Source organism: Bartonella sp. MF74HXZ (assembly GCF_042194445.1).
GTDB classification, from domain to species: domain Bacteria; phylum Pseudomonadota; class Alphaproteobacteria; order Rhizobiales; family Rhizobiaceae; genus Bartonella; species Bartonella grahamii.
Window position 1 is genome coordinate 25,498 of record NZ_JBHIMW010000009.1, and the last position, 13,323, is coordinate 38,820.

12 protein-coding genes are annotated in these 13,323 nt (G+C 38.3%); all 12 read right to left on the bottom strand.

Annotation, left to right across the window (positions count from 1 at the left end):
• Positions 1-6 precede the first annotated feature (6 nt).
• On the bottom strand, positions 7-207 hold the full coding sequence (locus tag ACFIJ8_RS07750) for a hypothetical protein (protein ID WP_375627376.1): 201 nt from the start codon (positions 205-207) through the stop codon (positions 7-9).
• A gap of 1,002 nt (positions 208-1,209) precedes the next feature.
• A complete protein-coding gene (traG, locus tag ACFIJ8_RS07755) occupies positions 1,210-3,126 on the bottom strand; it encodes a Ti-type conjugative transfer system protein TraG (protein ID WP_375629606.1) in 1,917 nt (638 codons plus the stop codon).
• A gap of 154 nt (positions 3,127-3,280) precedes the next feature.
• A complete protein-coding gene (locus ACFIJ8_RS07760) occupies positions 3,281-4,915 on the bottom strand; it encodes a BID domain-containing T4SS effector (protein WP_375639323.1) in 1,635 nt (544 codons plus the stop codon).
• A 10-nt stretch (positions 4,916-4,925) separates the two neighbouring features.
• On the bottom strand, positions 4,926-5,141 hold the full coding sequence (locus ACFIJ8_RS07765; RefSeq protein WP_273788316.1) for an antitoxin VbhA family protein: 216 nt from the start codon (positions 5,139-5,141) through the stop codon (positions 4,926-4,928).
• A gap of 65 nt (positions 5,142-5,206) precedes the next feature.
• The gene (gene virB11 / locus ACFIJ8_RS07770) at positions 5,207-6,277 is read right to left on the bottom strand and encodes a P-type DNA transfer ATPase VirB11 (RefSeq protein WP_015856713.1); all 1,071 of its coding nucleotides are present in this window, start codon (positions 6,275-6,277) and stop codon (positions 5,207-5,209) included.
• Positions 6,274-7,434, bottom strand: coding sequence for a type IV secretion system protein VirB10 (virB10, locus tag ACFIJ8_RS07775; protein WP_273788315.1), 1,161 nt, complete (start codon positions 7,432-7,434; stop codon positions 6,274-6,276). Before virB10 ends, virB11 begins: the two co-directional genes overlap by 4 nt.
• Entirely contained in the window at positions 7,427-8,293 is an 867-nt protein-coding gene (gene virB9 / locus ACFIJ8_RS07780) for a P-type conjugative transfer protein VirB9 (RefSeq protein ID WP_273788314.1), read from the bottom strand. Before virB9 ends, virB10 begins: the two co-directional genes overlap by 8 nt.
• Positions 8,290-8,994 carry a virB8 family protein gene (locus ACFIJ8_RS07785; protein WP_273788313.1) on the bottom strand — a complete coding sequence of 235 codons (705 nt, stop codon included), beginning with the start codon at positions 8,992-8,994 and terminating at the stop codon, positions 8,290-8,292. The genes virB9 and ACFIJ8_RS07785 overlap by 4 nt, the downstream gene beginning before the upstream one ends.
• Positions 8,948-9,250, bottom strand: coding sequence for a type IV secretion system protein VirB7 (locus ACFIJ8_RS07790; protein WP_375639324.1), 303 nt, complete (start codon positions 9,248-9,250; stop codon positions 8,948-8,950). The genes ACFIJ8_RS07785 and ACFIJ8_RS07790 overlap by 47 nt, the downstream gene beginning before the upstream one ends.
• Positions 9,251-9,460: 210 nt before the next feature.
• Positions 9,461-10,447: a type IV secretion system protein gene (locus tag ACFIJ8_RS07795; protein WP_375639332.1), complete on the bottom strand. Its 987-nt coding sequence runs from the start codon at positions 10,445-10,447 to the stop codon at positions 9,461-9,463.
• On the bottom strand, positions 10,434-10,955 hold the full coding sequence (locus ACFIJ8_RS07800; protein ID WP_273788311.1) for a type IV secretion system protein VirB5: 522 nt from the start codon (positions 10,953-10,955) through the stop codon (positions 10,434-10,436). The genes ACFIJ8_RS07795 and ACFIJ8_RS07800 overlap by 14 nt, the downstream gene beginning before the upstream one ends.
• Positions 10,952-13,306 carry a VirB4 family type IV secretion/conjugal transfer ATPase gene (locus tag ACFIJ8_RS07805; protein WP_273788310.1) on the bottom strand — a complete coding sequence of 785 codons (2,355 nt, stop codon included), beginning with the start codon at positions 13,304-13,306 and terminating at the stop codon, positions 10,952-10,954. Before ACFIJ8_RS07805 ends, ACFIJ8_RS07800 begins: the two co-directional genes overlap by 4 nt.
• Positions 13,307-13,323 lie beyond the last annotated feature (17 nt).

Consider the following 13,323-nt stretch of genomic DNA (forward strand, 5'->3'; position numbering starts at 1 on the left):
TCTCTCCTAAGTAGGGTGGTGGTTGATAAGCGTCTTAAACGCTGCATATGAAAAATTCCCCTTCGCGTATTCTTTTGAGATTTTTGGTGTTATGAGAGGGAGTGCTTTTCCCTCAAGTGTATGGATGGTTGTATCGATCGTTTTGTGATACTTTTGAAAGGTTTTTGGTGTGAGAAATGCCAAATGTTCTGTTGTGATTGTTTTCATGTATATTTTCTTTTTTCATTTATTTTTGGAAAGATTTTTTGATGTTTCTTTTTGTTTATTATCCTGTTGTGCTGTAAAATACTGGTATTGAGGGCGCTGATATGAATCCCATGAGCGGTCAGAAAATGGATTGTCTACAAATTGACACTGGAAAAACCTTCATTCTTTGAGGTGTAAGGAAGGGGTCAAAAAGAAAAATGTTGCTTAAAATTGTTAGTTTTTTTCTTTTAATAAAGTTGTTTGCAAGAGCGCTTTGATGAAGATCGTGGATATGGCGGGTGAAATCGCTTTTTGTTTGCGGATGGAGTTGGTACTTTTCATACACAGTACTCAGATTAGTGAATCTATGGGCAAAAGCAGTCATCAAGAATTTTTCTCCATTATGTTTTTCTTATTGCTCCATATGAACATCTTGTTTATGTGTGTTTGAAACAAATTGTTTTTTATTTTGTATTGTTGCTCTTATCGTATTGCGCTGCTTTAAGATCCATAAAAGAGGAGCCCCTTTCTTTGGTTGGGAAGAAAAGCTTTTTTCAGCGCTTTATCGTTAAAATAGAACACTTTATGATATCGTAAAGGGGGAAAAGTTTGTATAAGAACGATTTATTCATTTTGATGCATATCTAAAATATTTTTTGGAAAAAATCGATGTTCTTGAGTGTAGGTGTCTTGAGAGTTCTTATTTCAAAGATCAAATTTTGTTTTTTTTGTAGGGGATAAATTATACACAAAAAGCTTTGTAGGAATGTATTTGCAGACTTTTCTCAGTGGAGATGTTGGTTTAGTTATAGGTGATTTGAGAGGATTGGTGTTTTTTATAAAGACGATAGATGCTGGTAAAACGATACACAAAATACAAAAAGGAAAAAGCACGGATTTTTTATCATGTTTTTCCTATGTGTGTGTGGAAGCGGGTAAAAACTTTTTGTTAACGGGCTTTTAAAAAAACAGAAATGTATATTGTTTTTGTTCTTTTCATAGTCAAGATCTCATAAGAGGAGGTTAGTTTTTCTTTTGTGGGGCAAAGCGATTTTTTGCAGCTGCGGCTAACATTTCTTTTCTTCTGAAATAGATAGCGCGACCACATCGCAAAGGAGGTTGTCCTTGCATAAGAATAATTTGTTCATCTTGACGCATTTCTTGAATAACTTCATGGGGTAAAATCAGAGCTCTTTGTTGGTAATTGACGTTGTATGAACTCTTTCCTAAAGATAAGCCTCTTGATTTGCTTGTTCCGGTTACTTCAACAGTCATTTGGCCACAGCGTTCTGAAATGTCTTTGGCAGTTTGGAAGTCTTTAATAGCAGCATAGCTGACAAAGGAGCAGCTTTCAAACCATGAACGTGCTCCAGCTTCTCCAAAGTGATTGACCAACTGACCAGAGGATTGATAAAAAAGCATTAAGGATGTACCGTATTTACGTCCACGATCGCGCGCTTCTTCTAAAATATTCATATAGCCTAGAAGATCAACTTCATCTAAGACAAATAAAACACGCTTTTTATAGTTACCGTCTGCTGTAACCATGGCATTGAGAAAGGCGCCAATAATCACGCGTCCAATAGCTGGATAACTGTTTAAAATGCTTGCGGGGAGATTGAGAAAAACATCTGTATTGCCATTTGTAATATCTGAGGAAAAAAAATCATCTCCGCAGACAAGATCTGCGTAATTGGACAAAGAAAGCCATTGAGTGTCTTTTGATGCGGTTGTATAGACTCCTGAAAAGGTTTGCTCTGCCATTTCTGTAAAAATACCAACCATTTCGCGAATAAAAGGAGAAGGTGTTGTTTCTTGAATCATACGTAGTTGATTGACAACAGCTGTTTCTGATTGAGAGAGAATTCCACGCAATGTTTTTAAATTGCGCTCACTGTCTTTATATTCATCAGAAAATATAACATGAGCAAGAAGGGCTGTTAAAAGGTTATGAGCTTGTGTCGAGAAATATTCCGCTGAAGAATTGTCTGATTTTTTATCTGTAAGAAGCAATTTAGAAAAGCTTACAATATTTGCTTCGCGTTGTGTGCGTGGTACGCTGTCGTCTAAAAGCCAATCGATGACATTGAAATTTTTTGTTAAAAATGAATTGGGATCGAGAACAATGACATTTCTATTCCCCATCTTTTGACGCGCAAATTTGACCATTGGGGCAACTTCTGTTGAAGGATCAAGACAAATAATTGACCCTGGATAGGTTAAACACGTGGGAACTACTGTACTTGTGGTTTTATAGCCACCAGAACCAGCAAAAAAGATCATATGAGTTGAACCAAAATCAAGATTAAAGGTTAGCAAAGGGGCTGTTCCCCCCTTTCCCCATGTTGTTTTATTGCCAGGTGAAAAGGGAATTTTGCACACATTATCTTGATCAACACGGTATCTTTCCCCCACAACAATTTGCCCATTGGCAGGAAAAATTTTCGCTGCCTCTTTTAAATTCATCCATGCGGATTCACCAAACACACCTTTTTTTGCACGCTTGACCTTATTTTTAGGTGGAGAGGTTGTTATGAATTGAATAATGGAAAAAAAACCACCAATGATGATGCCAAAGACAACCATGGGGTCCATGAATTGAAGCGCATAATTCCACGTTATTCCTTGTTGTCCAACATAGGGACCTAAACGTTTTATTTCTCCACCAATATAATAAAGAGCTGTGGTTCCAAAAAAGATAAGGGAAACGAAAGTAATTCCTTTACGTAAGTGCAGCTTTTGCGAGAGACTATAAAACAATGACACAGCAGCTGTTAGTGCTAGGACTAGTAAAGGTTCTGAACGAAGAGTCCAATAAATTTGATTGCTCTTTAGTCCATTTGTTATAAACAACAAAAAATGAGGAACAAGGAATATCGTTAAAGCACCTAAAGCGATTGGTGTTAAAATGAGTACCATTTGTGTCTTGGTATATTTCATTGTATTTACTTTCAATTCTATCAGACTATGCTGCGAAAAGCTCTTTTTTCAGGTGTGTGATATTAAACTCTCTCTTTTTTGAAAAAGCGCAGATGACGCCAAACAGTTCTTGTTTATGAGCCCTTCTTATAAAGTAGGAAGCTTTTATCCATTCTTAGCAAGCCATAGCAAATGCTTTGGAACGATGCATTGTGCATACTTGTGTTTGCTGATGTAGCTCTTTGGCTTGCTTAACGGTTTGTGTAATTTGTTTGGCTTTATTTTCTGATACACCAATGCTTTGAGCCAGTGTTTCATACTCATTATTTTTGACAGCTTTATGTTCAGTTAGTGAGAGACGGCTATTGACGTTTTTTACAAAGTCGGTAAGCTCTTTTTGAAGTAAAGGATTTTTTGCTAAAGCTTCTTGCTGTAATTCTTTTGACAAGGTGAAGAGCTCTTGTAAGCTTTTGCTTGGCATTTTTACTATTTTTGCACGACGACTTTGTTCTGTTGCATGTTCTTGAGTAATTTCCTTCTCCGCATGTTTTACAGCATGGGCGAAATTTGCAACGGTAGTACAGAGCATCTCAAGATGATTTTTAGCGTTTGCACGTGCTTGATTTTGTAGTCCACATAAACTGAAACCTGCAAGATGAGAAACAGAGTGCGGTGCTCTTTCAATCTGGTTGGCGAGCTGTTGGCCTAAGCTTGGATTTTTGATGATCTCTAGCATCTGTTTATCTAATGTTTTTTCTTTACCATAAACAATTTTTGCCAATTTCTGGACCTGTTTTAAGCTTGCGTGGACGCAAGAATCTTCTGCAACCATTTCGGCTTTTTTATTTTCTGTCAAAGGAGCTAATCTTTCTTCTGGAATGAGAATGCTTTCAAGCTCTTTTGTTTTTGGAACTGTAAAGGTAAATTTGTCACCGGGTTTTAATGTTTTGAGTTGTTCTGGTGTGAGATGCTCTTTATTGCCGATGATATAAGCCCCTTTCACATTGAATGCAAAGCTATCATAACCAGCACCTCTATACATTCCTGTGTAGGTTTCACCTTCTTTTGCAACCATAACAGGACGATCATTAACATTGCGCCCAAGTTCTTTCATGTTGTTCATGAATTCCTTTAAAAGAAGTATTTTATTGGGATTAGAGATATCCTCAAATAGATGTTGCATTGGTTCTAGATCACCATTTTCTGCTACAGCAACACTGGCGAGCATCATGCGTTCTTTTGTAACAAGTGAAAAATCAAGCTGATGGCCTGCTGCTTGAGCGAGCTTTTCAAAAAAGACCCGTTGTGTACGTCCGTTGCCTTCTCTAAAAGGATGGAGTTGGTTAAGGAAGTTAAATAAACTTATTGCTTCAGAGTTAAATGTCTCACGCGTTAAGCCTTGCAAATTATCTTTTTCGGCAAGTGTTTGATCTAATTTTTGTAAACCTTCAGGGATTTTATCACCGAGTGCAAAAGGATTTTCCCATCCTGTTCTTTTCATTTCGGGCATAGCGGCTGTGGTACCATCTTCAAATGTAAAGGGAAGATGGCGAAGATGACCAGCCCATTCAAAGGTATTTTTAAATAACTGATAATGAATAGAGCATAGATAGGAGGTATCAAATTTTTCTGGTAGGGGGGCTTCACGCAGATTAACCATCGCTTTTGCTGTATCATGCGAGCATTTCTCCAGAAAGGATTTAAAGTTTTTTATTCCATATTTATTTTTGAGTGTTGTGGTGTTCGGGTAGACATAATGATGAGGAGAAACTGTCTGTATATTTTTTGTTTTTTCTTTTGCTTTCGGCATCGTAGCTTCCTTATAATGTTACGTTGTCCATGAGAGTATTAAATTCCTCGAGTGAAATATTCCCCCTTGCATATTCTTCTAAAATTTTTAGCGTTTTGGAATGTAGCGCTATTCCCTCTATTGCATGGGTGCTGATGGCTGCTTCAACCGCTTCACGGCGTTGTTTTAATTCTTCTACTGTTATAGGTAAAAGGTTTTCGCTGTTTTCTGTTGCTTTGGTTTTCATGCATTTTTCCTTTTATGTGCAATCGTTGCTTTAAAAGAGCCTTTAGCAGCCGATGTGATCTTCTTTTAGTCTCCTCCAAAGATGTTTCGTTGTTTGAAGGGATCATAATAAATTTCTGTGACCTTAAACTTTCCTTCAACCCGTTTGCATTGGATGATGATATCAATCATTGAAATCAACAGTCCTCGAATATCATCACGCTCTAAATCACCTCCTCCGTCACTTTCTTTGACCAAAAGGGTCATTTGCTCAAAGGCAGCAAGGGCTGTTGAAGCATGAACCGTTGTAATGGAACCTGGATGACCTGAATTGACATTGCGGATATAATAAAAGGCTGTACCATCTCGAAGTTCTTGCAAAAGAATACGATCAGGACGCATCCGTAAAGATGATTCAAGCAACTCTTTGGGTCCAACAGAGGCTAAGCCTTGTCCATCTTTTGAATAGAACATCGAGACATGATTAGGGTGCGGTATCACCAATTCTTGTGTATCTTCAATGGTAATAATACGCTCTTCTTGAGGAATTTTGGCGATTAACGCTTTTGATAATGTTGTTTTACCCGAACCAGTTTTTCCTGCAATTAAAATATTTTTCTGACATTTTACAGCTTGATTTAAAAAGGAGACAAAGTCTTTATTGCAGTAGGCATGAGCTAAGTTATGCTCGATGATTTTGAGTTCGTTAAAACGAGAAAGATAATCATTCAATGGCGTGAAAGATATCTGTTCACAGAGCGAAAACAGACCTTTATTCGCGAGCTCTTCGAGAGAAAAACTCTGCGATGATGGTTTGCGAATTGTCATACTAATCGTGTTTTTTTCGACAGCCGGCGGAATAACAACTTGAATGCGCTCATTACCTGGCAGAGTAGCCGATAATATTGGATTCTTGTCTGATATGTTTTGCTTGGAATAGGACGCGACAACTTTTGCAATTCCCATAAGCTCATTAAAAGAGAGAGCCGGTGCTTCTATAGTTTTCCATCCATCAATACCTTCCGTCATTACTTGGTAGGGACGATTGATAACAATTTCAAAAAGACTTTCATCTTTCAAAAAAGCACGGATGGGTTCAAGTTTTGTGAGAACAATCGCGATGGTTTCATCGCTCATGGTATGTAAGTTTGAGTTCATTTTAAAGGTATCACAGAATTTTTGTAAAAGTTTCTTGAAACAGCTCGATTGGTAATCTGTTTTTTATTTTCGATGACTTTCAATTTATAGACGCTGGAAAAATCCAAATCGCGGGCAACAAAGATATTTACCATTTCCCCTTGGTTTTTGGATAATGTTGGAGGAATATTGGCGTAATTTTCGACGAGAATGTTTGCGATGTTTTGTCCTGAAGAGAGTGTTTCAGTTTCTTCTTTTTCTTGTTTTTTTGCTAAACGTTTATTGGCATAGTTTGTCGCATCTTTTATCAGGGAGACAAGAAGCGCAGATCCAATCCTCTCTAACCAATGGTTATCAATATCTCCATCTATACCAGAACGCCCTAAACTGTCTGTTGCAGGTGAAGCTAAGGATATAATGATACCATTAGGGGTTTTTGCTCTATTCCATAGGACAAAGAGACGTGTTTGGCCTTTTTTCAATCCGGCGCGATATTCACCAACAATTTGGGTACCTTTATCGAGAAGGACAACACGACCATTGTCTGATAAGATATCTCTGGAGATGATACAACTGGCAAAACCCTGTTGATCACTGTTGATGGCTGTTTCTAAAATACAAGGGATAGAAGTTCCCATCGCGATGATGTAGTTTCGATTGCCAAGGGTTGAAGCTCGAATACCTTCAAGCACTGTGGGTTTGAGAAGATGATTAAAACGTTGTGTCGTTTCATCAGGTTTACTTTCAAGTTGGTGAGGCAAAATACCATTATTTGTTTGTGAATCTATTTTGCCTTGTTGTGTATTTGCATAAGCTAATACAGGAGAACGTTGTGCTGCTTCCAGAAGTGAGTCATCAGAATTTAATTGATTGATGTTTGGTGTTGGTAGCTCGACTTTTGGCAATAGAGCGTTATTTCGTTGAGGCTGTTCAAGGGGGGAAGGGGTAGGCTTTGCAGGGCGAAAAAGCTCTGTTTGTTTTATAACTTTTCCTTCTTTTGAAGATTCAATTGGTTGTTTTTTTTCTGTAACAAGTGTTGAATAGGCTAAATAAAGACAGACACTGAAAAGAATAATAAGAGCAATAGCTTTCCCTACATTGTTCTGTTGACTTTTTCCTTGAGCATTTTTTATTGTATCACGATCATTGATGCTTTTTTCATCCACGGTGTTATTCATGGCTGCTTCCTAGGTTCACTTTACGTTGTACAGATGGTGATGTCGTACCTGTTTCAGGGTTAATTCCTTCTGGTACGAACCTTTTATTAAAGATGCACAATACTTCATTCCCACGTCGTAGCGTGAATTGTGCAGCTGTTGCATGAACAATAACCTTGTTGCCTTTAATTGATTTGGGAATAAGCGCTTCTTGCCCATCAGGCGATACAATGTAAATGGCAGGGATTTCAATGTTGCCTAAAAAGGTAAAGGTTGTTGTTTTTCCATTATCATAGACAGATGCAGGTTCAATGAGGGATGAGCCTTGGGCTTCATAAGCCCAATTGCGTGGTCCAAAATCTTCATGGATATTTAAAATATCATTGACAAAGTTTTCTTCACGTTGTTTTGCTTTTTCTGCTTCGGCTAATTTCTTACGCAAGGCTTCATCTTCTGGATAACGAAACTTTACCAAGAAATACGTCTCATTGCCGGCTGAAACATCGCCTTCACGGATTTGTAGTTCGAATTGATAAGATCGTTGGATTCCATCTTGGCGGCTTGTGACAATTTGTAAATTGGTCACAGGTTGGATTTCGCGCGGTTTGAGAAAAACAAAGTGACCAGCCGGTGCAACTTGCCAAGCAACGGAATTTCCAATTCCTACATAGGTTACTTCTTCATCATCGGCAAATTCCAGCTGAACTGAAGAGCGAATGGAGCCAATGATTTGTACAACATTGTAGGGGTCATAATTGACAAATCTGATGCGGTTATCTTTACGTGCACTGACAGGCGCTGTTTCTGCAAGTGAGAAGGCTGTGTGAAAGCTGAGAGTGATCGTAAAAATTAAAAAGATTGTTTGTAAAAGTCTGATCATTTTATCACCTCTGGATCAGATCTATATTCCGATACTTGAAAACCAAGAGGGTTGATGAGACGATCAGACGTTGAAATGTGTGCGTTCACGTAGGAAAAATTTAAGATTGAAATCCAATGGGAAATATTTTCTTTTTCATTAAAGTCTCTGACCGTTTTATAGTAACGAACCTGAATAAGATCTTTGCTTATAAAAGAGATTGATTTGATTGTGACGGTAGCAATCATGTTATGATAAATATTTTGCGGACTTTCTGGATTATTGCCCGCGTACCATTTTGCAAAACGGTTTTGTTCTTTTGGAGAAGATAAAAGAGAAACTAAGCGAAAATTGTTTTCTGCTTCGGATGCTTGAAAACCTTCACGGGCACGAACATATTGGCTGGCAAAATAACGCGTTATCGCTTCATCATAGTCGTTAGGGGATTCTTTGAGGGCGCTTACAGTATCAATAATGCCTGTTGAGTTATCAACGCGGATAACAAAAGGCTCTACCGTTTTCAAAGGCGTCAAAGCTGCGACAGCTAAAGCCAGCGCAATCGTCATCAATCCAAAAAGCACTGTTAAAGCCATGGAAATTTTCATTCGCACGCGCATGCTATGCATGCGATCAATGTCAAATGAGCGCGCTTCTTTTATATATTCTTCAAGGGCATCACTTTTCACGCGTAACCTCCACAGTTTTATCAGATCGTGCTTCATGAATAACCGGCTTTAATAAAGCTGAATTGGCTGTTGCTTTTTCACTTTCCAAAGTATTGAGAATGATAGGAGAGGTAACAGTCCTTACGCTCTTTTCTGGGTGGACAACGTTTTGATTGTCCCAATTCCACTTATCTTTATTTAAAGCACGTGTATGTTTGCCATTACAGCGTGGTGGTTTTTTGGGACCACTCAAAGAGGCGCAACCAGTAAGAGCGATTGTTAGGACCATAACAAAAGTTATTTTTCGTTTCATTTTTTGAACTCACAAATATCTTGGAATACAATGCATGAGAGCCTTTATTTTGGACACTTTTACAAGTCTATGTGATGCAAGACTTTGATTGGTTTTGTTGTAAGACCCAAGATGTTAGGTCTTATCTGGAACAGGACCATGGCGCGTGCGCCAAAGGGCGCACGCAAGGCTAAAACAAAAGTGCTTATTCTTTTAAAGAGGTGCTTTATCTTAAAACCGACCACGACCACCTCCAGATCTTCCTGCTTTTGCTGCCGCGCCTGCCGCACCTTTAGAAGCGTTACCGGCAGCACCTGAGATTTGTAAAGCGGCATTTTTTACTGTATTCGCACTCGTTCTTGCACCATTGGCAAGCATTGTGAAAACCTGTCCTCCTGAAGAGACACCAGTGTTAAAGTATGGTCCGCCAGAGGCCAGCGCTGTTGCAATACCAGGAAGCGCACGGAAGATAATAACCCCTATGATCGAAATGACGAGGACAGGGGGGAAAAGAACATAGATTGATTCATATGAAACTTTGAGAACCTGTAGGATAACTTGACATATAATTGTTCCAAGCATGATCACGAGAACCTGTAAAATGGTAAAATTGATCAAAGTTGTAATCCATGCATCGGTGTATTTTCGCGTTGCATTGAACAAATACAAACTAATGAATAGAGGACCAAGACCTATAATCATTACGAGAGCAACTTGTGCAAACATTTGTACAATAAAACCACCTATACAAAAAAGAATAACGGCTAAAAGCATGATAGAACCAAGAAGTCCCACAACGATCTTTTCAAAAAACCAAGCATTGTATAAAACTTCTTGATAGCGAGCATTTGCCTTTAACAAAATATAATCAAAAACATTGGAGCTTGCAGGATTGCTGTTAAGCGCATTCCCAATAGCGTTGGATAAATCATTGAAGAAAATATCCTTGACATAAGTATTAAATGTATCCGCATTCGTTGCCATTGTTGTCACAACAACGATTTTAACAACATTATTGAGAAGACTATGCATAGAAAGCGCAACGCGACCTGTCATAACATTATAGCCATAAAGAAAGATAAAAATGATTGCGGCGAGATTTAAGGGCGCTGAAATAGCAGAAGATAACCCTCTCACCGTTGTGTCCATCACATTATCGAGGGGGTTTAAAATATACCCAGAAATGCTTTCAAATGGAGAAAAACTAAAGTCTGACATTTGTATTCGTACTTTCAAGTTTTTCTTTTAATTGTTTTTCTTTTTCTTTTAATTGTGCCTCGAGGTATTTATGCTTTTGTTGTTCCTTCTCTTCACGCATTTCGTCTTTTGTTTTCGTATCTCTTGCTTGAATCATATCAAGAGACTGAAGTTTTAAAGAAGCTACTTGAAGATCGGCTTGAAGAAGAGAAAGTTTTACTTGAAGCTCTTGTTGAAGAGCTTGAAGCTTCTGCAATTCTTCAAGGCTAGGTTTTTTTACAGCTTCTGTTGCTGTTGTATCTGTTTGTGACTTAAGTTGTTCAAGTTGATGACTTATTGCTTTAATTTTTTTTGCAGTTTCAGTTGCAGTTTTATATACGCTTTCAGCTGTTTCTGATTTTGCAGCATCTAATTTTTGTGTATTCTCGAGTGCTTGTTTATAATATTCATCCGCATCGGGTGTCGTTTGTGATATTGCATGAGAAATAAAAGAAAAAGATAACAGTGTAACTAAGCCATATTTTTTCATTGATTTTTTCTCCTTTGATAAAATATGGGCAGCCATTTGTCAGGGTCTGCTCCATATTCGTTGATAATTTCATTCATGAGTTCAATGTTTTTTGTTGTGCCGCTTAAAACGGCGATCTCATCATTCATTCCACGTAAGTTAAGTTCTGCAACGACGGAACTTTGTCCTTGTTTGACGAGAAAACGGCGAGATTCTCTGCTTAATTCTGACTGTATCAGTTCAAATTCACGCTCAGTAAGTTTGAAAGCTTCGACATAATCATTGTAATTTGCTTTTTGATTTGGAAAAAATATTTGGGTGGGGCATTGCTCAATAATTGTGTGCGCGATTGTTGAGTTCAAAGCATCTTTAGGGCTTTGTGTTGCAAAGAGCATCATGCCATTTTGTTTACGGATTGTTTTTAGCCGATCTTGCGCAAAAGCTTTGAATGAATCATCTTCCAAAGCTTTCCAGAATTCATCAACGACAATAATGATGCGCCGCCCATCAATCAAATCAAGAATGCGGTGAAAGAGATACATCATTAAGGGGCGCCGAATTTCTTCATTGTCTAAGAAATCGGTCATGTCATATCCAATGAACTGTGCGTTTAAATTGAGATCATCTTGATCATTATCAAAAACCCACCCTAAATCATTGCCCCTAATCCAGCGTTGTAGTCGTATGGCGATACCTTCTTTTGATGTGTTGTCAAAAAACAGTTGAAGTGCACCAAGAGAACGTTGTGTTGGGGGTAAGTTTTCTAAAGAATCGATGGCTTTGGCGATATCTTGTCGCTCTTCTTCTGTTACGATTTGCCCTTCAGCGCTTACCAGCTTTAAGATCCAATTACGAAGAAAGATTTTATTTTTTTCAGTGTATTCCATGCCCTTTAAGGGAGAAATCCCTGTGGGCTGCCCATTTTTTAGAGGTTTATATTTCCCTCCTCCAGCTCGTACAAAAATCTCTGCTCCTTGATCTTTGTCAAAAAATACCATTGTTGGATTGTGTTTTTGTAATTGTGCAAGAAGAAAATTAACAATCACTGTTTTACCAGATCCCGATGGACCACAAACAAACGTATTTCCAAGATCGCCATAATGAAAATTAAAATAGTAAGGTGAACCTGCCTGTGTTTTTAGCAATGCGACAGCAGCTCCCCAAACATTATCGTTTAGTTTGCCAACAGGGAAAGAATGGAAGGGCGATAAAGCGGCAAAGTTTCTACTGGTAATGGCACCTGAACGCGCACGATAGCTAAAGTTTCCAGGAAGCTGTGCCCACCATGCTGCTTCCAATCCTAAATCTTCTCTGGCAATTACGGCTCCCCCATTGGTTAAATGGGCTCGTGCTTTTGATAAGTTTTCAGTCAATATTTTGGGATGATCAGCAAAAACAGCTAAAGAAATGTGATGCTCGCCCAAAACAAAACGGTTTGATTCTAAATCATCTAGCGCTTCATCGAGTGCATCAATTTGTGAACTAGCACGGTCAGCTGCATTGATCATTTGATTTTGCTTGCGGCTCATAATCGCACCGGCGGCCGCCTTACTTTTAAAGACAAAGGATTGTGTTAAAATGAATTCAAATGGTACCGTAAGCAAACCATCAGTCATACCAGGGCGTGTTTTAGAAGGGTATTCTTTCCATCCAAACATGCCAGCAAAGCGTTCATTGCTTTCATGGCGAATTTCGATAATTTCTTTCCCAAAAATAACACGATCCGAGTAAATCGTTGAAGCAATAGTTCCAAATGTGAGAGGAATACGCTCACGTCTTCCCCCCACCAGCTGGTGGAGAAATTCACTTTGTTCAGAAAATAAAATACCTTCATGTTCATAGATTGATAGCAGACGGACTTCATACTCTTCTAAACCTTGCATAAGGTCTTGACTTAACTCTTCGAGTTTACGAATAGCTTCCTCATCGGGTTCAGATTGTGTTTTCTTCGCTTTACTCAAGCGCTGAAAAAATGAAACCAGTTGTTCTGTTTTATCTACTGCGGGATTCCAAAGCAGTGAAATAAACAGATCATTTCTATACAGTTCTTGCGAAACCATTTTCTTTTTATATTTTTCATCTAATGTTGTTGCAAAAGATGAAAGAAAATGACCTTCTGGGTAGATCGTTTCACGGCGGCGGATGATGTGAGAATATAAAGCAACTCGTTCATCTGCAATATTTTTTAAAAGGGTATTTAATTGGTTGTGTAAAGAATTTAATTGATCAATATCCGCAGTGTCAAAATTTACGCCTTCAACAGCCATCACAACCATTAAACAGCGTGAATTTAAAGCAACGACATGTTGGTTGATATAGCGTATATAGGGAATATATTCTTCAGGCAAAGTTTCCCGTTTCATTATTGACATCTGTTTCACCGGTTTGG